The sequence below is a fragment of the Alphaproteobacteria bacterium genome (assembly GCA_020638555.1).
GTDB lineage: Bacteria > Pseudomonadota > Alphaproteobacteria > Bin95 > Bin95 > JACKII01.
In genome coordinates this window covers 62,393-83,919 of the sequence record JACKII010000001.1, presented here as the reverse complement: position 1 = coordinate 83,919, position 21,527 = coordinate 62,393, and the positions used below count along the sequence as shown (strand labels likewise).

At 68.6% G+C, this 21,527-nt stretch carries 17 protein-coding genes and 1 tRNA gene; 12 read left to right on the top strand and 6 right to left on the bottom strand.

The window, feature by feature from the left end; genetic code table 11:
- The first annotated feature begins 176 nt into the window (after positions 1-176).
- Both H6844_00405 and H6844_00400 read left to right on the top strand, forming a co-directional pair.
- Positions 177-1,337 carry a glutathionylspermidine synthase family protein gene (locus tag H6844_00405; protein ID MCB9927865.1) on the top strand — a complete coding sequence of 387 codons (1,161 nt, stop codon included), beginning with the start codon at positions 177-179 and terminating at the stop codon, positions 1,335-1,337.
- 144 nt (positions 1,338-1,481) lie between these two features.
- Positions 1,482-2,288 carry a hypothetical protein gene (locus H6844_00400; GenBank protein ID MCB9927864.1) on the top strand — a complete coding sequence of 269 codons (807 nt, stop codon included), beginning with the start codon at positions 1,482-1,484 and terminating at the stop codon, positions 2,286-2,288.
- Between the two features lie 206 nt (positions 2,289-2,494).
- On the opposite strand, the gene H6844_00395 is transcribed toward H6844_00400, so the two are convergent.
- Positions 2,495-3,001: a hypothetical protein gene (locus H6844_00395; protein ID MCB9927863.1), complete on the bottom strand. Its 507-nt coding sequence runs from the start codon at positions 2,999-3,001 to the stop codon at positions 2,495-2,497.
- 61 nt (positions 3,002-3,062) lie between these two features.
- Entirely contained in the window at positions 3,063-4,454 is a 1,392-nt protein-coding gene (gene trmFO, locus H6844_00390) for a methylenetetrahydrofolate--tRNA-(uracil(54)-C(5))-methyltransferase (FADH(2)-oxidizing) TrmFO (protein ID MCB9927862.1), read from the bottom strand.
- A 242-nt stretch (positions 4,455-4,696) separates the two neighbouring features.
- Here trmFO and H6844_00385 point away from each other — a divergent pair, with 242 nt between their 5' ends.
- Entirely contained in the window at positions 4,697-6,481 is a 1,785-nt protein-coding gene (locus H6844_00385) for a hydantoinase B/oxoprolinase family protein (GenBank protein MCB9927861.1), read from the top strand.
- Positions 6,448-8,574 carry a hydantoinase/oxoprolinase family protein gene (locus tag H6844_00380; protein ID MCB9927860.1) on the top strand — a complete coding sequence of 709 codons (2,127 nt, stop codon included), beginning with the start codon at positions 6,448-6,450 and terminating at the stop codon, positions 8,572-8,574. Before H6844_00385 ends, H6844_00380 begins: the two co-directional genes overlap by 34 nt.
- 99 nt (positions 8,575-8,673) lie before the next feature.
- On the opposite strand, the gene H6844_00375 is transcribed toward H6844_00380, so the two are convergent.
- From H6844_00375 to nhaA, 3 genes are all read right to left on the bottom strand, one after another.
- Positions 8,674-9,060, bottom strand: coding sequence for an OB-fold domain-containing protein (locus H6844_00375; GenBank protein MCB9927859.1), 387 nt, complete (start codon positions 9,058-9,060; stop codon positions 8,674-8,676).
- Positions 9,060-10,232, bottom strand: a complete 1,173-nt coding sequence (locus H6844_00370) for a thiolase domain-containing protein (GenBank protein ID MCB9927858.1) — start codon at positions 10,230-10,232, stop codon at positions 9,060-9,062. Before H6844_00370 ends, H6844_00375 begins: the two co-directional genes overlap by 1 nt.
- Positions 10,233-10,405: 173 nt before the next feature.
- A complete protein-coding gene (gene nhaA / locus H6844_00365) occupies positions 10,406-11,689 on the bottom strand; it encodes a Na+/H+ antiporter NhaA (protein MCB9927857.1) in 1,284 nt (427 codons plus the stop codon).
- Between the two features lie 195 nt (positions 11,690-11,884).
- On the opposite strand from nhaA, the gene H6844_00360 reads away from it, so the two are divergent.
- From H6844_00360 to H6844_00330, 7 genes are all read left to right on the top strand, one after another.
- Positions 11,885-11,961, top strand: a tRNA-His gene (locus H6844_00360).
- 147 nt (positions 11,962-12,108) lie between these two features.
- Positions 12,109-12,822 (top strand): NUDIX domain-containing protein, encoded by a 714-nt coding sequence (locus tag H6844_00355; GenBank protein ID MCB9927856.1) that lies wholly within the window; start codon positions 12,109-12,111, stop codon positions 12,820-12,822.
- A 22-nt stretch (positions 12,823-12,844) separates the two neighbouring features.
- Positions 12,845-14,290 carry an NAD(P)H-hydrate dehydratase gene (locus tag H6844_00350; protein MCB9927855.1) on the top strand — a complete coding sequence of 482 codons (1,446 nt, stop codon included), beginning with the start codon at positions 12,845-12,847 and terminating at the stop codon, positions 14,288-14,290.
- A gap of 31 nt (positions 14,291-14,321) precedes the next feature.
- On the top strand, positions 14,322-15,917 hold the full coding sequence (locus H6844_00345; GenBank protein MCB9927854.1) for a cation:proton antiporter: 1,596 nt from the start codon (positions 14,322-14,324) through the stop codon (positions 15,915-15,917).
- A complete protein-coding gene (locus tag H6844_00340) occupies positions 15,914-16,708 on the top strand; it encodes an alpha/beta fold hydrolase (protein ID MCB9927853.1) in 795 nt (264 codons plus the stop codon). Before H6844_00345 ends, H6844_00340 begins: the two co-directional genes overlap by 4 nt.
- Before the next feature lie 56 nt (positions 16,709-16,764).
- Complete coding sequence (locus H6844_00335; GenBank protein MCB9927852.1) at positions 16,765-17,664, top strand: alpha/beta hydrolase; 900 nt, start codon at positions 16,765-16,767, stop codon at positions 17,662-17,664.
- Positions 17,665-17,735: 71 nt separating this feature from the next.
- On the top strand, positions 17,736-19,340 hold the full coding sequence (locus H6844_00330) for a choline dehydrogenase (GenBank protein ID MCB9927851.1): 1,605 nt from the start codon (positions 17,736-17,738) through the stop codon (positions 19,338-19,340).
- On the opposite strand, the gene H6844_00325 is transcribed toward H6844_00330, so the two are convergent.
- Positions 19,318-20,298, bottom strand: coding sequence for a fatty acid desaturase (locus H6844_00325; GenBank protein ID MCB9927850.1), 981 nt, complete (start codon positions 20,296-20,298; stop codon positions 19,318-19,320). The two genes, H6844_00330 and H6844_00325, sit on opposite strands and share 23 nt — an antisense overlap.
- A 116-nt stretch (positions 20,299-20,414) precedes the next feature.
- On the opposite strand from H6844_00325, the gene H6844_00320 reads away from it, so the two are divergent.
- Positions 20,415-21,416 (top strand): hydroxyacid dehydrogenase, encoded by a 1,002-nt coding sequence (locus tag H6844_00320; GenBank protein MCB9927849.1) that lies wholly within the window; start codon positions 20,415-20,417, stop codon positions 21,414-21,416.
- Positions 21,417-21,527: the final 111 nt, after the last annotated feature.

Here is a 21,527-nt window from a genome sequence, read left to right as displayed (position 1 = left end):
GCCCCGGATCGCGGCGCCGCCATCTCCGGGGAACGCTTCCCGTGTTTCCCGGCCTTGAGCCGGGACCGGTCGCTCTCGCGAACACCGGCGCCGCCGGTGTTCGTACGCCGCGAGCGGCCCCGGATCGGCGCTCCGCACCGTCCGGGGAACACGCGTGCCCTGGGAGGCAAAGGCTGATGCTGCGGGTGTCATCGCCGGAGCGACAGGACTGGCGGGCGCAGGCGGCGGCGCTGGGCTTTCACTTCCACACCATCGCCGGCGAGCCCTATTGGGACGAGCGTGCCCATTACCGCTTCACGCTGCGCCAGATCGAGGACGATATCGAGGCGCCGACGGCCGAGATCGAAGCCATGTGCCTGGAGGTGGTCGACCGGGCGGTGCGCGACGAGGCGCTGTTGCGGCAACTGGCCATTCCCGAGCCGTTCTGGGACTTCATCGCCCAAAGCTGGTACCGGCGCGAGCCGCCGCTCTATGGCCGCATGGATTTCGCCTATGACGGCCGCGGCCCGGCCAAGCTCTACGAATACAATGCCGACACGCCGACCTCGCTCTACGAGAGCGCGTTCTTCCAGTGGCTGTGGCTGGAGCAGGCCCGCGTGTTCGGCCGGGTGCCGAAGGACGCCGACCAGTACAACGCCATCCAGGAGGCGCTGATCGCCGCGTTCGAGGCGTTCGACCCCGGCTGCTACCTGCATTTTTCCTCGACCGAGGGCCATGACGAGGACCGGGGCACGGTCGCCTATCTGGAGGATTGCGCCCGGCAGGCGGGGCTCGCCACCGACTATGTGCCGCTGGAGCGGATCGGCATCGACGCCCGGGGCCGGTTTTCCGATGCCAACGACTATGTGATCGAGGCACTGTTCAAGCTCTACCCCTGGGAGCAGGTGTTCGAGGACCGGTTCGGCGAATACGTGCCCAAGGCCGGCGTGCGCTGGCTGGAGCCGCCATGGAAGGCGGTCCTGTCGAACAAGGGGCTGCTGCCGCTGCTCTGGCAGATGTTCCCCGGCCATCCGAACCTGCTGCCGGCCTATTTCGACGGCGACCCGGCCGCCAGCGCGCTGACCGGCGGCTATGTGCGCAAGCCGCTGTTCAGTCGCGAGGGCGCCAATGTGGAATGGGTCGAGCCGGACGGCCGGCGCTATGCGGTCGACGGCCCCTATGGCGCCGAGGGCCATATCCTGCAGGCGTTGCACAAGCTGCCCGCCTTCGCCGGCCAGCACACGGTGGTGGGCTCGTGGGTGGTGCGGGGCGAGCCGGTGGGCCTCGGCATTCGCGAGGACGCGACGCCGGTGACGCGCGACACCTCCCGCTTCCTGCCACACGCCATTGTGGGGTGAGCGCAGGGCGGCCACGGGACAGGGCGGCGGCGCAACGGCAAATACGCCGAGGCTTGTTGACAGGACTGGTGGAAAAGCCGCAAAATCCACGGAAAATATCGATGGGGAAAGTGTGATCGGTTGCCTTGCATGAGGAGGTAACGCATGACAAACCCTATCATCGAGAGTTTTGGTATCCTTGCGCTGTTCTTGGCATTGCTTTTGTCCGCTTTTGCCCCTGTGGCGGAGCGTCGTGGCGGTGCCGCGGCCGCAACCGGCGCTCTGCTGGTGGCGCTGGCGCTGTTGGTGCTGGCGATTTTGGCGGGGCTGATCGGCGGCGGGGCGCTCGGCTGGCTGGTGGCCGCCGTGGCGGCGCTGCTGCTGGTGTGGGCCGCCATCGCCTATACCCAGTATCGCAGCGCGCGCGCCGCCGCCGCCTCGGCCATGCGCAGCACGCCGCCGGTGCAATCGGGCACCAATTGCCGCTCGCGGCTGACCACGGGGTCGGCCGTGGTCGACGGGCCGGACAAGGAAAGCTGGCGCACCTACCTGTTCACCGTGTTCTCGACGGCGCCTTCGAACGGCGAGTTGAAGACCAAGGCGAAGGCGTGGGGCGGCGCCTATTACGTGCTGTACTTCACGACTGGCGAGGCCGAGGCGGTGCCGACGGTGACAATCGTCTGCGAGGACGGCAACCAGGGCGGCTCGTGTCTGGCCGACGGCAGCGAGACCGGGTCGAACGACGTGCCGGACCCGCCGGTGCGGGTGCGGGTGGTCAACGCCATCGCGCCCTCGGGCAACCGGGTGCGGGTGACGACGGTGATGGGGGCGGCCCTGAACGCCTCCGGCGGGCCGAGCGTCCAGATCGCGCCGGGCGGCATCGGCGCAACGCTCACATTTCCCGACGCCTCGCTCGCGAGCCAGACCGCCATGGGCACCTATCGCTGGATCTGCGAACCCGTCGAAGGGTGAGCGGCGGCCATTGTTTCCCGGCCGCCGCGGAGCGGTGAGCCGGGACCGGTGTCATCCTTCGAACACCGCTGGCAGCGGTGTTCGCATGCAGCCAGCGGCCCCGGATGGCGGCTCCGCCACCTCCGGGGCACACGAGCGCTCCGCCACCTCCGGGGTACAGGAGGGCTCTGCACCGTCCGGGGTACAGGAGCGCTCCCAGGCGGCGGTTACTCCGCGATTTCGATCGGGGTGCGCTTCACCTTCATGGTGTCGACGCCCTCGATGCGGATCAGGCGGGTCGGCCCGTCGCGGTAGGGGGCGTGCACCGCGCCCTCCGGATAGACATGGGCGTCGCCCGGCACCAGCTTGTACTTGCGCGAGAGCTTCACCTTGGCCGGCGCATCGCCCTTGGCCGGGCTGACCACGTCCCAGTCGGTCATTTCGGTCTCGCCCTCGGCCTGGCCGTAGATCGCCCAGGTCGGGCCGTGGTCGTGCGGTGCGCCCTGCTTGGCGCCCTTGTAGACATGGCCGCAGATGCAGAAGCCCAGTTCCGGATCCTCATAGAGCACCGTGCGCTCGCCTTTGACATTGTCGCTCAGATACTGGGCGCAGAGGTCCTTGTCCTTCAGCGCCTTGGACACATACTGCCGCACTTTCTCGCGGCCGCCGGCACCGGGATCGGCTTTCAGGGCGTCGTGGCAGTCGGCAGCCAATTGCTCAAGCGTATAGGCCATGGAAACTTCTCCTTGAACGTCTGTCCCATCTGGGACGGCATTCTGCGCCGGGCGGGGCGCACTAGGCAACCGTTTCGAGCGCGTCCTTCTGCGCCAGCCAGTCCGTGAGGTCGGCGCGGGCGCGGGCGGCGAGCGCGGCGCGGCGCTCGGTCTTGCCGGGCTTGCGCTTGCCCTTCTCGCGCGGCAGGGCGATGGGCGGGAACAGGCCGAAATTCACGTTCATGGGCTGGAACGCACCCGGCGTCTCCGCCTCCAGCGCGCCGCCGGTGACATGGGCCAGCAGCGCGCCGAGCGCGGTGGTCGGCGGCGGCGGCGGCAGGGTCCGGCCCTGCGCCTCCGCCAGCACGAAGCGGGCGGCGAGCAGGCCGATGGCGGTGCTTTCCACATAGCCCTCGACGCCGGTGACCTGGCCGGCAAAGCGCAGGTGCGGCGCGGCCTTCAGGCGAAGCTCGCCATCCAGGACCACCGGGGAATTCAGGAAGGAATTGCGGTGAATGCCGCCGAAGCGGGCGAACTCCGCGCCCTCCAGGCCGGGCACCATGCGGAACACCCGCGCCTGCTCGCCATAGCGCATCTTGGTCTGGCAGCCGACCAGGTTGAACAGCGTGCCGAGGGCGTTGTCCTGGCGCAGTTGCAGAATGGCGTGGGCCTTGACCGTGGGATTGTGCGGGTTGGTCAGGCCCACCGGCTTGAACGGGCCGAAGCGCAGGGTCTCCGGCCCGCGGGCGGCCATGACCTCGATCGGCAGGCAGCCCTCGAAATACGGGGTGGATTTCTCCCATTCGCGAAATTCGGTGACGTCGGCGGCGGTCAGCGCCGCGATGAAGGCGGTGTATTGCGCCTCGTCCATCGGGCAGTTGAGATAGGCCGCGGTCTCGCCGCCGGGGCCGGGCTTGTCGTAGCGGGACTGGAACCAGGCCTTGCTCATATCCACGGATTCGCGGTGGACGATGGGGGCGATGGCGTCGAAAAACGCCAGCGAATCCTCGCCGCAGGCGCTGCGGATGGCTTCGGCCAGCGGCTCGGCGGTGAGCGGGCCGGTGGCGACGATGGTCGGCCCCCAGTCGGCGGGCGGCAGACCGGTGATTTCCTCGCGGGCGACGGTCACCAGCGGGTGCCGTTCCAGCGTTTCCGAGACGTGGGCGGCGAAGCCGTCGCGGTCGACGGCAAGGGCGGCGCCGGCCGGCACCTGGTGCCGGTCGGCGGCGGCCAGGATCAGCGAGCCGGAGCGGCGCAACTCCTCGTGCAGCAGGCCGACCGCGTTGCTGTTCGCATCGTCGGAGCGGAAGGAGTTGGAGCAGACCAGCTCCGCCAGCCGGTCGCTCACATGGGCGTCGGTGGAGCGGACCGGCCGCATTTCGTGGATGACGACGGGCCGGCCGGCCTCGGCCAGCTGCCAGGCCGCTTCCGACCCGGCAAGGCCGCCGCCGACAATGTGGGTGGGGTGGGTCATGTGTTTGCCTTTTTCAGGGTCCGATGCTTCCGCTACCCGATTTCCCGCGCCAATGCGAGCCGTCGCAGGCGCTGGCGGGCCGGGCGCAAAGGGGCATGGCCATCCGCCTCAATATCATGAAAGATTGCGGGATCAACAACCGGGCGGAGCGCTGCGGTCCGGGCGGCGCCATGGACTGGCACGAGACCATCGGCCCGGGGATCGCTGTGTTGTCGTCCGCAAAGGTCAAGAGGTGTCCGCCATTGTCTGCCAAGCAAGACCCCGTTCTGTTCGAACTGTTCAAAAATGCGATGCACGCCATTGCCGACGAAATGGCGCTGACGGTGGTGCGCACGACCTATTCGGGCGTGTTGCGGGACAATATGGACTTCGCCACCGCCTTTTGCGACCGGGACGGCCATCTGGTCGCCCAGGGCCTGACCCTGCCCGGCCATCTGGGCTCGGTGCCGACTGCGCTGGCCGCTGTCCTGGCCCGCTATGGCGATGCGATCCGCGAGGGCGACGTGTTCTGCCTGAACGACCCCTATGAGGGCGGCATGCATCTGCCCGACCTGTTCGTGATCAAGCCGCTGTTTCACGAGGGCGTGCATGTGGCGTTTGCCTGTGTCTCGTCCCACCATGTGGATACCGGCGGGCGGGTGCCGGGCTCGAACGCGGCGGATTCGACCGAGATCTATCAGGAGGGGCTGCGCATTCCGCCCTGCCGGCTCTATGACCGCGGCGAGCCCAACGACACGCTGTTCCGGATCATCGAAAAGAACGTGCGCGCGCCGACGCTCTATTTCGGCGACCTGCGCGCCCAGCTTGCGGCCTGCCATACGGCGGAGACGCAGTTCATCGCGCTGATCGACCGCTATGGCCGCGCGAGCGTCACCGACCTGATGGGGCAGCTGATCGACTATGCCGAGCGCATGGCCCGCGCGGCGATCCGCGAGATCCCGGACGGCACGGTCAGCTTCGAGGACTGGATCGACGACGATGGCGTCGACCATGGCAAGCCGATCCGGCTGTTCGTCACGATCGAGAAGCGGGGGGATCGCTTCCGCTGCGATTGGACCGGCACGGCGCCCCAGGCGCGCGCGGCGATCAACAACACCCTCTCCTTCACCAAGGCGGCCTGCTATGCCGCGATCCGCAGCGTGTTGCAGGCCGATATTCCCACGAATGAGGGGTTTTTCCGCTGCATCGACGTGACGGCGGAGCGGGGCACGGTTGCCTGGGGCGAACTGCCCGCGGCCTGCGCGGCGCGCGGCCTGACCGGCTTCCGCATGATCGACTGCCTGTTCGGCGCCCTGGCGCAACTGGTGCCCGACCGGGTGTTTGCCGCTTCCGACGGCGGCAATACGGGGATCTCCGTCGGCGGCTACGATGCGGAGCGCAAGCCGTTCATCTTCGTCGACTTCACCTGCGGCACCTGGGGCGGACGGCCCTGGGCGGACGGATTGGACGGCAATTCCAACATGTTCGCCAACATGGCGAGCCAGCCGGTCGAGGTGATCGAGGCCGAAAACCCGCTGGAAATCCTGGCCTACGAGTTCGTTACCGACCGGTGCGGCGCCGGCCAATACCGCGGCGGCGCCCCCTATTGCCGCGAATACCGGTTCACGGAGGCAGAGGGCGTGTTGCAGATCCGCGCCGACCGCCAGCGCTTCCGGCCCTATGGCCTTTATGGCGGCTATCCGGGGGAGCCATCGGCGAATATCTGGGACCCGGCGGGCGAGGCGCGGACCATGCCGCCGAAATTCACCGAGACCGTGAAACGGGACGAGGTGTTCCGGCATGAGGTCGCCGGCGCCGGCGGCTGGGGCGATCCGCTGGAGCGCGACCCGGATGCCGTCGCCCGCGACGTGCGCAACGACATCATCAGCGCCCAGGCGGCGCTGGCCGATTATGGCGTTGTCCTTGACGGATTCACGGTCGATGTCACGGCGACCGAAGCCCGGCGAAGCCGGCTGCGGGAGGCGCGGGGGTGGAAGAAAGCGCCCACTGTCCTGTGGGAAAAGCCGGTTGTGGAGATGGACTCGTGAGCACCTATCGCGTCGGCGTCGATATCGGCGGCACCTTCACCGACATCGTGCTCTGGAGCGGCACGGGCGAGGTGCTGGTCAAAAAGGTCTCGTCCAGCGTCGGCGACTATGCGCAGGCAATCATCGACGGGCTGGGCCAGGTGTTTGCCGAGGCCGGGCTGGACGCGGCGCAGATCGAGCAGGTGCGCCACGGCACCACCGTCGCCTCCAACGCCATTCTGGAGCGCAAGGGCGCCAGGACCGGCCTGATCGGCTCCAAGGGCTTTCGCGACGTGCTGGAAATCCGCACGCTGCGCATGCCCCGGCTCTATGACCTGACCTGGACCAAGCCGCCGCCGCTGGTGGAGCGCTATCTGCGCCTTACCGTGGACGAGCGGGTGAACGCCGCCGGTCATATCGTCAAAGCCTGCGAACCGGCCGCGGCCGAAGCGGCGGTGCAACGCCTGCTGGACGAGGGGGTCGAGGCCATCGCGGTCTGCCTCATCAACTCCTATGCCAACCCGGCGAACGAGCGGGTGGTGCAGGCCGCCATCGAAAGGCTGGCGCCGGGCCTGCCCTATGCGATCAGCGCCGAGGTGTTGCCGGAAATTCGCGAGTACGAGCGCACCTCGACCACCACGATCAACGCCTATGTCAAACCCATCGTCGCGGCCTATCTGGCCAATCTGCAACAGGGGCTGGCGAGCGCGGGCATTGCGGCGGAACTGCTGCTGATGCAGTCGAATGGCGGGCTGACGCCGGCGGAGACGGCGAAGCGGCTGCCGATGAACATCATCGAGTCCGGCCCGGCCGGCGGCGTGGTCGGCGCGCGCTTCCAGGCGGAGGCGGGCGGCCTCGGCGATCTCATCACCTTCGACATGGGCGGCACCACCGCCAAGGCCAGCATGGTGGAGGACGGCCGCTATGCCCGCGCCGACGATTTCGAGGTGGGCGGCGGCATTCTGGCGGGCTCGCGCCTGCTGACCGGTGCCGGCTATCTGCTCAAGACCCAGGCCATCGACCTCGCGGAGGTGGGGGCCGGCGGCGGCTCGCTGGTGTCGATCGACGCCGGCGGCGCGCTGAAAGTGGGGCCGGAAAGCGCCGGGGCGTCGCCGGGCCCGGTCTGCTACGACGCCGGCGGCGAGGCCCCGACCGTGACCGACGCGAATGTCGTGCTCGGCTATCTCAACCCGCTGGCCATTGCCGGCGGCGCGGTCCGGCTGAATGCGGAAAAGGCGAGGCGGGTGTTCGCCGCCAAGGTGGCGGAGCCGCTGGGCCTGGCATTGGAGGATGCGGCGCTGGGCGCGCGCCGCGTGGCGGCCTCGAACATGATCCGGGCCATCAAGGCGGTCTCGACCGAGCGCGGGCGCGACCCGCGCCGCTATGCGCTGTTCGCCTTCGGCGGCAACGGTCCAATGTTCGCCGCCGAAATGGCGGCGGAACTGGGCATTGCGCGGGTGATCGTGCCGCCGGCACCGGGCGTGTTCTCGGCCTTCGGCCTGCTCTATGCCGATGTGGAGCATCACTATTCCAAAACGGTCCGCCTGTTGCTGCGCGACTCCGACCCGGCGGCGGTCGGTGCGATTTGGCAGGGATTGGAGGACGAGGCACGGACCCAACTCGTCCGCGACGGTTTCCCCGCCAGCCGCCAGTCCATCCGCCGCTCGGCCAGCCTGCACTACAAGGGCCAGACGTTCGAACTGACCGTTGCCGTGCCGGACGGGCCGATCGACCGGGCGGCGCTGCACGCGCTCGAAGATGCATTCCATCGCGAACACGAGACCGTCTACGGCCACCGGGCCAGCGACGACGAGCCGGTGGAACTGGTGACGGTGCGTCTGGTCGGCCAGGGGCTGGATACGGAACGCGCGCGTCCGGCCATGGCCGATCACCCGGCAACGGGCGCGCCCGACGCCACGCGCCGGGCCTATTTCGGCGCCGCCCATGGCTGGCTGCCGACCGCCATCCTGGCCCGCGGCGACCTGACGAGCCCGCGCGCGGGCCCGTGCATCATCGAGGAATACGACGCCACCTGCATCGTCCCGCCGGGCGCCACCGCGCGGCTGGATGCCGCGGGGTGCATCATTCTCGACCTGGCGGATGCCTCGGCCTGATCCCGGCCGGCCCGCATCCGGGGTTGGGCAGCGGGCCCCAAAAAAAACGCCCGCGGAGGCGCGAGGCCGCCGCGGGCGCATCCGGGGTCGTCCGACGGATCAGACGACCTTAAAGCAGGCCACCGGCTGGCCGTCGGCGGCGTTCTTCCAAACCAGCTCGACCTTCTGGCCGATCTTCACGGTCTTGAAGTCGGTGTCGACGATATTGCTCATCACCGTCACGCCCTCGTCGAGCGTGATATAGGCGATGCAATAGGACGGGTCGGCCCGCCACAGCGTCGAGTGGCTGTAAATGGTGCCCTTGCCCGACGCCTCGACCCAGCCGATATCGCTGGAGCCGGTCAGCGGCGAGTTCTTGCGCGGGTACCAGAACAACTCGCCGTTGGAGTTGTCCTTCGGGATCAGGAATTTGCCGTCCTTGCAGGCGGCCCACCAATCCGCGGTTTCCGGGTTGATCGGCGGGGCGGGGATTTGACGTTCGGCCATTAGTCTTCGCGCTCCAGAATGATCGTTGCGGAACCGTGGCGGGTGCCGAGCGAGCCGCCGGTGCCGTGGGCCAGCACCAGATCGCAGTTCGGAACCTGCACCTTCGGATGGGCTTCGCCGCGCGCCTGGCGCACCGCTTCCAGCACCTTGGTCAGGCCGCCGCGGTTGGCCGGGTGGTTGTTGCAGAGGCCGCCGCCATCGGTGTTGAACGGCAGTTTGCCGACGCCGGAAATCAGGTTGCCGTCGCTGACAAAGGCGCCGCCCTTGCCCTTTTCGCAGAAGCCCAGGTCTTCGATCTGCTCCAGCACCGTGATGGTGAAGCTGTCATAGATCGAGGCGTATTTGATGTCGGAGGGCTTCACGCCCGCCTCGGCAAAGGCCTGCGGGCCGGACCAGCGGGCGCCGCTATAGGTCAGGTCGACCTTGCCGCCCAGGATGTTCTTCGGCGATTCGCCGGCACCCAGCAGCTTGATCTTCGGCCGCTTCAGCGACTTCATGATCTCCGGCGCGACCACGACGATGGCGCCGCCGCCATCGGTGATGACGCAGCAGTCGAGCCGGTGCAGCGGATCGGCGATCATCGGCGAATTCACCACGTCCTCGACCGTCACCACGTCACGCAGCAGCGCGTGCTCGTTGTACTGGGCGTGGGTGGAGGCCGCGACCTTGATCCAGGCCAGCTGCTCGCTGGTGGTGCCGTACTCGTACATGTGGCGCTGGGCGCACATGGCGTACATGTTGACGACGGTGGTGCCGAAGATCTGCTCGAAGCCCTCGTCCGGGGCGCCGGTGAAGGCGCGGGCGCCGGTGCCGGTGTTCTGGCCTTCGGAGCGCGGACGGCCGGCGAGCGTGATCAGGCAGACCTTGGCCTTGCCCATGGCGATGGCCGCGGCGGCGTGCTCCACGTGCAGCACATAGGACGAACCGCCGGTGTCGGTCGAGTCCATATAGCGCACGTTCGGCAGGCCGATATACTCGATCATCGACAGCGGACCGAGGCCCGGGGCGTCGCCGGCGCAGAAATAGGCGTCCACATCGGCGAGCGTCAGCCCGGCGTCGGCCAGCGCGCCGATGGCGCTTTCCATGTGGATTTGCGGGGTGGATTTGTCGGGCGCTTTGCGCGTGGGATGCTCATAGATCCCCGCGATATAGGCCTTGCCTTTCAAACTCATGGGCTGAGATTTCCTCCTGGAACGGAAAGCAGAAGCTTGGGAAACAAGCGGCCGCGGAACGCAGCGCTTACAACCATCGTAGGAGGAAGCGCGGCGCTGGGAAAGGGGGTCTGCGCAATCGCCCGCGGACGGCGGTTCGATCCCGACGCCCGCGGTTTCCGGCCCCCCGGCGGTCAGGTCGCGGCGGCGGACGGTGCCGGCGCCCCATCACTGTCGCCGGCGTCGGGTTCGTCGCCGGCCGCCCGGCCGATGGTCAGGCGCAGGATGATGAAGCCGACCACCGCGCTGGCGATCGAGCCGACCAGCACGCCCATGCGGATCGGCGCCGCGAAGTTCGCGTGCTCGAATGCCAGGCCGCCGATGAACAGGCTCATGGTGAAGCCGATGCCCGCCAGGGCCGCCACGCCGTACAACTGGATCCAGCGCGCGCCCGTCGGCATTGGCGCCAGGCCGGAGCGGATCGTCAGGTACAGCGTGCCGAAAATGCCGAGCTGCTTGCCGACGAACAGGCCCAGAACGATGCCCAGCGTCACCGGCTCCGTCAGGCTGTCCAGCCCCATGCCCGCCAGCGAAACGCCGGCATTGGCGAAGGCGAACATCGGCAGGACCAGGAAGGCGACCCAGACGTGCAGTTCGTGCTCCAGCAGTTTCAGCGGCGATTCGCCGGAGTCGCGCTTGACGGTCAGCGGAATGGCGAAGGCGGTGATCACGCCGGCGAGCGTCGCGTGCACGCCCGATTTCAGCACGATGACCCAGAGCACGGCGCCGACCAGCACATAGGGCACGATGTTGCGGACGCCGGCCAGGTTCAGCAGCAGCAGCACGACCAGGGGCGCGACGGCCAGGCTCATGACCATGGGCGAGAGATCGGCGGTGTAGAACAGGGCGATGATGATGATCGCGCCCAGATCGTCGAAAATGGCGATGGCCAGCAGCAGGATTTTCAGGGACGACGGCACGCCCTTGCCCAGCAGCGACAGCACGGCGAGCGCGAAGGCGATATCGGTGGCCGCCGGGATGGCCCAGCCGTTCAGGTTGGCGGGTGAGCCGAAATTCACCGCCGTATAGATCAGCGCCGGCACGATCATGCCGCCGATGGCGGCGATGCCGGGCAAGGCCACCTGGCGCATGCTGGAAAGCTCGCCTTCCAGAAACTCGCGTTTGATCTCCAGCCCGACCAGGAAAAAGAAGATCGCCATCCAAAGATCGTTGACCCAGAGCAGCAGGGGCTTGCGGATCTCGACCAGCGACCCAATCTCGACGGAGCCGGGAATGGTCAGAAAGGCGTTGTAGGCCTCCTGCCAGGGGCTGTTCGCGGCGATGATCGCCAGCACGGCGGCCAGCGCCAGCACCATGCCGCCGGACGATTCCAGGTGGATGAAGTCGCGAAAGGCGGCGGAGAGGCGCGCCCCGGTTTGGGTCAGCGGGTTGGTCAAGGGTTTGGTGATCGGCGGCATCGGTGTCCCTTCCGTCGGTCAAGCGGTCCTGTCTGAATAATTTCGCGAGTACTTGGGGGTGCGGGCGGCCGGTCACAAGATTGCGAGGCGCCAAAATCCGGGAATTTCGGAATTTTCCGGCGCGGGCCCGGCGCATGGCGAAACGCGCTTGACCTGCCTGCGGCCTTGCCGTAAAGAGCCCGCTTCCGATGGACGGTGCCCGTAGCTCAGTCGGTTAGAGCGCCTGGTTGTGGTCCAGGAGGTCGTCGGTTCGAACCCGATCGGGCACCCCACTCTCCCCCATGACAACGGCCCCCTTCGGGCCTCAAGCCCGCTTCGGGCATCAGGCGAGCCCGCTGCGGGCATCAAGACGGTCGACAAGTGCGGCGGCGTGGCCATGATGTGGCCCCAAGACCGTTCGCAAAAGGAAACCCCGTCTCATGTCTGAAGCCGATGCGGCCGCGGCCAAGCCGGTCGAGAAGCCGCCGCGCATCCGCGACGCCGCCACGCTGATCATCGTGCGCCAGCACCAGGGCGAGCCCCGGGTGCTGATGGGCGAGCGTTCGTCGGGCCATGTGTTCTTTCCGCACCATTACGTCTTTCCGGGCGGCCGGGTCGACCGGGCCGACGGCTATGTCCAGCCGGCGACCGACCTGCGCCCGGACGTGCTGGACCGGCTGACCCAGGCCTGCACCGAACGCCGCGCCCGCGCGCTCGCCATGGCCGCCGTGCGCGAGACGTTCGAGGAAGCGGGCCTCGTCATCGGCAAGCCGGTGGCCAAGCCGCAGCGCCCGCCCAAGGGCTGGGAGGACTTTTTCGCCACCGGCAACGCGCCCTGCCTGGAAAACCTGTCCTTCATCTACCGCGCGGTGACGCCGCCCGGCCGGCCGCGCCGCTTCAACGCCCGCTTTTTCGTGATCGACGCCGAGCACGTGCAGGGCGACATGGACCGGGACGACCAGGGCGACGGCGAGTTGCTGAAGCTGAAATGGTTCACCTTCGCCGACGCGCTGGAGTTGAAAATCCGGCCGATCACGGCGATGGCGATCAAGGAAATCCAGGCGCGGATCGCCAGCGGCAATCTGCACGACCCGAAGCGGCCCGTGCCCTGGGTCAAGACCATCGGTCGCGAAAGGGTGACCGGCCATCACTGACCACCTGCTCACCGTCGCCGAAATGGGCGAGGCGGACCGGCTGGCCATGGCCGCCGGCGTGCCCGGTCCGGTGCTGATGCAGCATGCCGGCCAGGCGGTGGCCGACGCCATCTGTCAGCGCTGGAGCCCGCGGCCGGTCGCGGTGCTCTGCGGCCCCGGCAATAATGGCGGCGACGGCTTCGTCGTGGCCCGCCTGCTGGCGGAGCGGCACTGGCCGGTGCGGCTCGCCCTGCTGGGCGCGCGCGGCGCGCTGAAGGGCGACGCCGCCCACCACGCCGCCCTCTGGGACGGGCCGGTGGAGGCGTTGGCGCCCGGATGCGTCGAGGGCGCCGGCCTGGTCGTCGACGCCCTGTTCGGCGCCGGCCTGTCGCGACCGCTCGGCGGGGTGGCGGCCGAGACGCTACGGGCGGTGCGCGCGCCGCTCGTCGCCGTGGACACGCCCAGCGGCGTCAACGGCAGCACCGGCGCGGTCGAGGGCTTCGCGCCGCAGGCGGACCTGACGGTCACGTTTTTCCGCGGCAAGCCCGGGCACTGGCTCTATCCGGGCCGGGGGCTTTGCGGCCAATTGCTGGTGGCCGACATCGGCATTCCGCCGGCGGTGCTGGAGGCGATCCGGCCCCGGACCTGGCGCAACACGCCGGCGCTCTGGCGCCTGCCCGATGGCGGGGCCGGCGATCACAAATACCGGCGCGGCCATTGCCTGGTCGGCACCGGCGTCATGCCCGGTGCGGCCCGTCTGGCCGCCCATGCCGCCTTGCGGGTCGGCGCCGGCCTGGTGAGCGTCGCCGCGCCGGCGGCGGCGTTCGGCGCGCTCGCGACCCTGCCGGCGGCGATCATCCTGCGCCCGTGCCCGCACCTGCCCGCCTTTGCCCGGCTCGCCGGCGAGGCGCGGGTGGCGAGCGTCGTCATCGGCCCCGGCGCCGGCGCGGACGGGCGCACGCGCCGGCGGGTTCTCGCCGCGTTGCAGGCGGGCAAGCCGACGGTGGTCGACGCCGACGGCCTGACCGCCTTTGCCTCAGCGCCTGAGCGCCTGTTTCCGGCCCTGGCGGGCGCGCCGGCCGTCCTGACCCCGCACGAGGGCGAGTTCGGCCGCCTGTTTGCCGATGTCGCGGGCGACAAGCTCACCCGCGCCCGCATCGCCGCCGAGCGGGCCGGGGCCGTGGTCCTGCTGAAAGGCGCCGACACGGTGATTGCCGCGCCGGATGGCCGGGCGGCGATCAACGCCAACGCGCCGCCCTGGCTCGCGACCGCCGGCAGCGGCGACGTGCTGGCCGGCCTGATCGGCGGCCTGCTGGCCCAGGGCCTGCCGCCGTTCGAGGCGGCATCGGCCGCGGCCTGGCTGCATGGCGAGGCGGCCACTCGGATCGGCGCGGGGCTGATCGCCGACGACCTGCCGGACGCGGTGACCGCCGCCCTGGCGGCGGCGCGCGACCATGGTGGGGTTGGGTCGGACCCGGCTTGCCGGTAGACTCCGGCGAACACGGCATTCTGGATTTTCGATGGACCCGCTCCTTATCGGTTTGGCCTTCCTGTTCGGGTTTGGCGCGCGGCAGCTCGGGCAGCCGCCATTGGTCGGCTTCCTGCTGGCCGGATTCGCCGCGCACGCGGTGGGGATCGAGGGCGGGGCGCCCTTGCATGCGATCGCCGACCTGGGCGTCACCCTGCTGCTGTTCCTGATTGGCCTCGAACTGGACCCGCGGCGGTTGTTCAAGACAGAGGTCTGGGCGACGGCCAGCGGCCATGCGGCCATCAGCATTGCCCTGTTCGCCTCCGGCGCCATGGCGGCCGCGGCGGCGGGTATCGGCGCGTTTGCCGGCATGACCTGGCCGGGGGCGCTGGCGCTGGGCTTCGCGCTGTCGTTCTCGTCCACCGTGTTCGCCATGAAGAATCTGGACGACCGCGGCGAGCAAAGCGCCCTGCACGGCCGCACGGCCATTGGCATTTTGATCCTGCAGGACCTGTTCGCGGTGGTCTTTCTCACCTTTGCCGGCGGCAAGCTGCCGGAGGTGTGGGCGATAGCGCTGGTCGGCGTGCTGGCCCTGCGCGCGCCCTTGCTGGCGGTGATGGCGCGGTTGGGTCATGGCGAATTGCTGATGCTGTTCGGTCTGTTCCTGGCCCTGGGCGTTGGCGCCGGCGGCTTCGGCCTGGCGGGGTTGAAGCCGGATCTGGGCGCGTTGGTGCTGGGCGCCGTGATGGCCGGGCATCCGCGTGCGCGCGAACTGGCGCACACCCTGTTCCCGTTGAAAGACCTGTTGCTGGTCGGCTTTTTCCTGCAAATCGGCCTGGCCGGCCTGCCGGACTGGGGCCATCTGAGCGTGGCCTGGGTGTTGGTGGCGCTGGTGTCGGTCAAGGTGGTGCTGTTCTTCCTGGCCTTCGCGCAGTTGCGCTTTCGCGCCCGCTCCTCGATGCTGGGCGCGCTGGCGCTGGGCAGCTACAGCGAGTTCGGCCTGATCGTCACGGCCATCGCCGCCCAGTCCGGCTGGCTCGCGCCCTATTGGCCGGGGATCGTCGCGATCGCGGTGGCGGGCAGTTTTATCGTCTGCGCGCCGTTCCAGAGGGCCGCGCACGAGTTGAACCCGCATCGCCATCGCTGGCTGGCCCGGTTCGAGCGCCGGCGGCGGCATGCCGAGGAACAAGTGATCCAGCTTGGCGATGCCCGCATTGCCGTGCTGGGCATGGGGCGGGTCGGCCAGGGCGCCTATGCGGACCTGCTGCGCCATTGCGGTGACGTGGTGATCGGGGTCGAGGTCGACGGCGCCAAGGTCGCGGCGGCCCGCGCCAACGGGTTCCGGATCATCCAGGCGGACGTGACCGACCCCGCCTTCTGGCACCGGCTGGAGCGGGGGCGGGTCGAACTGGTCTTGCTGACCATGCCGGCGCACGACAGCAACATGTTCGCCTATCGCCTGCTGCGGGCGAGCCAGTACGAGGGCAAGGTGGCGGCCATCGCCCGCTTTCCCGACGAGGTGGAGGCGCTGGAGGCGGCCGGCGTCGACGTTGCGTTCAACATGTATGCCGAGGCCGGCACCGGCTTTTCCAGCCATGTGCGCGGCAATCTCGAAACCGTCATTCCCAGCGTGAGTCTGACCTCATGAGCGATTATACCCCGAACCCGGTGGCCCTGGCTTTCGACGAGGCCGGCAACGGCCCGCCGCTGCTGATCCTGCACGGCCTGTTGGGCCAGGCGCGCAACTGGGCGAGCCAGATGAAGCGGTTTGCCGCCGACTATCGCGTGCTGGTCGTGGACCTGCGCAATCACGGGCGCTCGCCCTGGGCCGAGGGCATGACCTATGAGGCCATGGCCGACGACATCGCCGCGCTTGCGGAGCGGATCGGCCCGCCGGTGCGCATTGTCGGCCATTCCATGGGCGGCAAGGTCACCATGGTCACCGCCCTGAAATACCCGCATCTGGTGGAGCGGCCCGTGGTCGTCGACATCTCGCCGGTCCGGCACGAGCAGACGCCGTTCTACGACTATCTGGACGCGATGCTGGGGCTGGACCTCTCCGCCATCGCCCGCCGCGGCCAGGCGGACCGGCTGCTGGCCGATGCCATCCCGAGCGACGCGGAACGCGCCTTCCTGCTGCTGAACCTGGCGGCGGACGGCGGCCAGGGGCTGCGCTGGCGGCCGAATCTGCGGGAATTGCGCGACCGCCTGCCCGACATTCTCGACTGGCCGGAGTTCCTGTTCCGCTATCGCTATCCGGAGCCGATCCTGTTCGTCGCCGGCGGCGACTCGCCCTATATCCAGGACAGCCACAAGGCGGCGATCGCGCGCCTGTTTCCGCAGGCCGAGTATGCGACCATCCCCGGCGCCGGCCACTGGGTGCATGCCGATCAGCCCCAGGCGTTTTTCGATACCGTATCGGCCTTTCTCAATCGCTGAATTGGCGGTATTGTGCGCCGCACCATCGCCGACCGAAGCGCGGAAGGATCGCTGCCATGGCCGTTTCCGAAATCCCCGGCCCCACCAGCCACGTGTATTTCTCGCAGCGCCTGCGCCTGCATTATGTCGACTGGGGCAATCGCGAGGCGCCGCCGCTGCTGCTGGTGCACGGCGGCCGCGACCATTGCCGCAACTGGGACTGGGTCGCCCAGGAATTGCGCAACGACTACCACATCATCGCGCCCGACCTACGCGGCCATGGCGACAGCGAGTGGTTGCGCGGCTCGGTCTATCGCATTCAGGATTATATTTACGACATCGCCCAGCTGATCCACCAGCTGAACCTGGCGCCGGTGACGATTCTGAGCCATTCGCTGGGCGGCCAGATCAGCCTCGCCTATACCGGTATCTATCCGGAAAACGTGCAGAAAATCCTGGCGATCGAGGGGCTGGGCATGTCGCCGAAGCGCATCGCCCAGCAGGCCGCGACGCCGCCGCACGAGCGCATGCGCAAATGGGTCGGCGAGCTGCGCGGCATCGCCGGGCGCACGCCGCGCCGCTATGCGAGCCTGGACGAGGCCTTCCAGCGCATGCACGAGGCGAACCAGCACCTGACCGCCGACAAGGCCCGCCACCTGACCGAGCACGGCGTCAACCAGAACGAGGACGGCACCTATACCTGGAAGTTCGACAACTACGTCCATGCCGACCGGCCGTTCGGCATGAGCCCGGAGCAGAACGCGGAACTCTGGGCGCGGATCACCTGCCCGGCCATGCTGGTCTATGGCGAGGACAGCTGGGCCAGCGATCCGGTCAAGGACGGCCGCGCGAAGCATTTCCGGACGGCGGAGATCGTGCGCGTGCCCGACGCCAGCCACTGGGTGCATCACGACCAGCTTGGCATTTTCATGGGCCATGTGCGCCGCTTCCTGTCGGACGGCTATCGCACCCCCTAGCGCCGGTCCCATGCCTTGCCTAGACTGCGGCGGTGTGAGGAACGCCCGTCAGTCATCGAGATAGGGAAGGCATGTCCACCTACGATTATATTGTGGTCGGCGCCGGTTCGGCCGGTTGCGTTCTGGCCGCGCGCCTGAGCGAAGACCCGTCGAAAACCGTGCTGTTGCTGGAAGCCGGGCCGGAGGACAAGTCGATGTGGATCGACATCCCGGCCGGTTTCACCAAGCTGTTGAACCACAAGACCCTGAACTGGAATTTCGAGTCCGAGCCGGAAGACAATGTCAAGGGCCGGCGCATCCCGATCCCGCGCGGCCGCACCCTGGGCGGGTCGTCCTCGATCAACGGCATGCTCTATGTGCGCGGCAACCCGCTCGACTACAATTCGTGGAGCCAGTTCGGCAATCGCGGCTGGTCCTATGACAGCGTGCTGCCCTATTTCAAGAAGTCCGAGAATTTCGAGGGCGATGGCGACGAGGCCCGCGGCAAGGGCGGCCCGCTGAACGTCGCCCATATGCGCGAGCACCACGAAATCTGCGACGCCTTCATCCAGGCCGCGGGTGCCGAGGGCTTTCCCATCAACAAGGACTACAACAACGGCCACCAGGAAGGCTTCGGCTACTACCAGGTGACGCAGAAGGACGGCAAGCGCCACAGCCTGGCCCGCGCCTTCCTCGACCCGGCGCGGGCGCGCAAGAATCTGCACATCGTCACCAACGCCATGACCCAGCGGGTCGTGCTGGAAGGCAAGAAGGCGGTGGGCGTCGAATACACGGTCGGCGGCCGCAAGGAACTCGCCCGCGCCGGCCGCGAGGTCATCGTCTCCTGCGGCTCGGTTTCCTCCCCCGGCGTGCTGGAGCATTCCGGCATCGGCCAGCCGGAGTTGCTGAAATCGCTCGGCATCGCCGTGCAGCACGAATTGCCGGGCGTCGGCGAGAATTACGGCGATCATTTCGCGCCCCGCATGCGCTGGCGGGTGACCAAGCCGATCACCCTGAACGAGCAGAGTCGCGGCTTCAGCCTGATGAAAGAGGTGTTCAAATACTATACCGGCGGCCGGGGCATCCTGACGCTGACCGCCGGCGTGGTCTATGGCTTCGTCAAGACGACCGCGAATGTGGAAGAGCCGGACATGCAGTTCCACTTCGCGCCGGCCAGCTACGACACCGCGGCCACGCGCGTGCTGGAGAAGGAGCCGGGCATGACCGTGGTCATCGGCCAGTGCCGGCCGGACAGCCGCGGCTCGATCCATCTGAAATCCGCCCGCGTCGGCGACGCGCCGGCGATCCGCCCGAACTTCCTGGCCGAGCAGGGCGACCGGGATTGCACCGTGGCCGGCATCGAGATCGCCCGGCGCATCGTCGAAAACCCGGTGATGGACCCCTACCGCAAGTTGGAACTGGCGCCCGGCAAGGATGCCAATTCCTATGACGAGATCCTGGACTGGGCCCGTGGCAACGGCCAGACCACGTATCACGTCGTCGGCACCTGCAAGATGGGGCCGGAAACCGACCGCATGGCGGTGGTGGACGACAATCTGCGCGTCCACGGTATCGCCGGCCTGCGGGTGATCGACGCCTCGATCATGCCGACCGTGCCGTCCGGCAACACCAACGCGCCGACGATCATGATCGCCGAAAAGGGCGCGGATATGATCAAACAGGCCGCGGCGGGCTGACCCCCGCTTCGGCCGCACCGAAGCTCGCCACGATTTCGCGCTGGGCCGCCGGATAGCCCGGCGTGACGTGGCGCACCCGGTCCGCGACCAGCCGGTGCAGGTCCGGCAGCCGGTGGAACGGCACCGCCGGGTACAGGTGGTGTTCCGCGTGGAACGGCATGTTCCACATCAGGAAGCGCACCGGCCAGCGGGTCAGCGTGGTGCGGGTGTTGGTCAGGCCGTTGCGATCCTCGCTGCAACCGGTGTGCTCGGACAGCAGGATGGCACGCAACAGCGGCTGGCCGCACAGCAGGGGCAGCAGCCAATAGGTGACGGGCGCCCAGCTTTGCGCCGCCAGCGCGGCCACGGCGATCAGGGCGTAGAGCCCCAGCATGGCCCGCATCGACCAGATCAGACGGGGCCGTGCGCGCTCCGGCACAAAGACGATGCCGTCGAGCCGGCCGCCGGCGACCAGGGCCATTTCCCGCGCCCGGTCCAGATAGTAGTACAGGCCCAGCAGGCGCCAGCCATAGCTGCGCCAGTCGTGCGGCTTCGGCCGCGCCAGCTCCGGGTCCTGCCCCGGCACCTGCGTGTAGCGATGGTGCCAGTGATGGTAGCGGCGATAGAAGTCGGCATTGACCAGCGTCACCGCTCCGGTCAGCCAGGCCACGGCCTTGCCGAGCCACAGCGTCTTGAACGCCGTCGCGTGGCCGGCCTCGTGCATCGGCGCGAACAGGGTCACCAGGGCGAAGCCGTGCGCCACAAGGGCCGGCAGAATCCAGAGGCCGCCGGCCGCATAGGCCCGGCCGAGCAGCCAGCCGGTGCAAAGGATCACGGCCACATGCCCGGCCAGATGCAGCAGGCCGGCGCGGTCGCTGCGCCCGGACAGGGACTGGAGTGTGGCCTTGTCGAGCACGTCGCGGCCGGGCAGGCTCTCGGTGCCCATGGCGGCGTCGATGGCGGTTCCGTCCTGGCGCATGGCGGGGCGATCCTTGCGAAATGGGTCGAGTTGCGCTGCCATAGTATGGCGCAGTTGGCGGGGCGGTCACAAGGCCGCCACGATTCCACAATTTCTTTATGTCACGGATTTTGCCCATGAAACAGCCCACCGCCAGCGCGCCGACCCTGGTCATTGCCTTCCCGGCCGACTCCTGGCGTCGCGGCCTGATCGAGGAGGCGCTCGGCACGGCCGGGCATGCGATTTATCTGGAGGACCTGGACGAGGCCGCCGGGCGCCATGCGCTCGCCGCCGCGACCGCCGTGTTCGCCCAGCGCATGGCCGACCTGCCGGACGACGTCGGCGACCTGCTGGCGGAGCGGTGCCGGTTGCTGCAATTCCATTCGGCCGGCGTCGACTATCTGCCGCTGCAACACCTGCCGGAGCATTTGCCGATTGCCGGCAATGGCGGCGCCTTTGCGGAGCCCATGGCCGAGCACGGGCTGGCTTTGGCGCTGGCGGCGGCGAAGCGGCTGTTCGTCGAGCACGAAAACCTGAAATCCGGCGCGTTCAACCAGTTCGTGCGCAACAAGATGCTGGCGGGCGGGGTCGCCGGCATCCTGGGCTTCGGCGGCATCGGCGTTGCCTGCGGCCGGTTGTTTCGCGGGCTGGGCATGAAGGTGCACGCCATCAAGCGCTCGGGCGAGAGCGACGAACCCGTCGACTGGATCGGTACGCCCGACCGGCTCGACGAATTGCTGGCCGCCAGCGACGTGCTGGTGTTGGCGCTGCCGCTGACGCAGACCACAGAGCGGCTGCTGACCGCGGAAAGGCTGGCGCTGATGCGGCCGGACGCCATCCTGGTGAACCTCGCCCGCGGCGAGATCGTCGACGAGGCGGCGCTGTACGCGCACCTGCGGGCCAACCCGGCCTTCACCGCCTGCCTGGATGCCTGGTGGGTCGAGCCGGTGCGCCACGGGCGGTTCGCCATGGGATATCCGTTCCTGGACCTGCCCAATGTCATCGGCTCGCCGCACAACTCCGCCTCGGTCGGCGCCTGGCGCGGCGTGGCGGTGCGACGGGCGGTGGAGAACTGCGTGCGGGCCCTGAAGGGCGAAACGCCCCGGCACCTGGTCCGGCCGGAAGAGCGCATGCTGTAGCGATGGGGCGGGCGCCAGAGGCGCTGGGCGCGGCATTCTCGTTGCTCCGCTGGGTTCACCGTGCGAACGCCAGACCATAGCGTGGCGCAAAATATATATTTTTCCGATTGA

Bases quoted from the DNA above. Each gene is read 5' to 3' on its own strand.
- H6844_00370 (MCB9927858.1), bottom strand. From the start codon at position 10,232: ATGAGTTTGAAAGGCAAGGCCTATATCGCGGGGATCTATGAGCATCCC.
- H6844_00375 (MCB9927859.1), bottom strand. From the start codon at position 9,060: ATGGCCGAACGTCAAATCCCCGCCCCGCCGATCAACCCGGAAACCGCG.
- H6844_00325 (MCB9927850.1), bottom strand. From the start codon at position 20,298: ATGCGCCAGGACGGAACCGCCATCGACGCCGCCATGGGCACCGAGAGC.
- H6844_00340 (MCB9927853.1), top strand. From the start codon at position 15,914: ATGAGCGATTATACCCCGAACCCGGTGGCCCTGGCTTTCGACGAGGCC.
- trmFO (MCB9927862.1), bottom strand. From the start codon at position 4,454: ATGACCCACCCCACCCACATTGTCGGCGGCGGCCTTGCCGGGTCGGAA.
- H6844_00355 (MCB9927856.1), top strand. From the start codon at position 12,109: ATGTCTGAAGCCGATGCGGCCGCGGCCAAGCCGGTCGAGAAGCCGCCG.
- H6844_00335 (MCB9927852.1), top strand. From the start codon at position 16,765: ATGGCCGTTTCCGAAATCCCCGGCCCCACCAGCCACGTGTATTTCTCG.
- H6844_00320 (MCB9927849.1), top strand. From the start codon at position 20,415: ATGAAACAGCCCACCGCCAGCGCGCCGACCCTGGTCATTGCCTTCCCG.
- H6844_00400 (MCB9927864.1), top strand. From the start codon at position 1,482: ATGACAAACCCTATCATCGAGAGTTTTGGTATCCTTGCGCTGTTCTTG.
- nhaA (MCB9927857.1), bottom strand. From the start codon at position 11,689: ATGCCGCCGATCACCAAACCCTTGACCAACCCGCTGACCCAAACCGGG.
- H6844_00405 (MCB9927865.1), top strand. From the start codon at position 177: ATGCTGCGGGTGTCATCGCCGGAGCGACAGGACTGGCGGGCGCAGGCG.
- H6844_00395 (MCB9927863.1), bottom strand. From the start codon at position 3,001: ATGGCCTATACGCTTGAGCAATTGGCTGCCGACTGCCACGACGCCCTG.
- H6844_00330 (MCB9927851.1), top strand. From the start codon at position 17,736: ATGTCCACCTACGATTATATTGTGGTCGGCGCCGGTTCGGCCGGTTGC.
- H6844_00345 (MCB9927854.1), top strand. From the start codon at position 14,322: ATGGACCCGCTCCTTATCGGTTTGGCCTTCCTGTTCGGGTTTGGCGCG.
- H6844_00350 (MCB9927855.1), top strand. From the start codon at position 12,845: ATGGGCGAGGCGGACCGGCTGGCCATGGCCGCCGGCGTGCCCGGTCCG.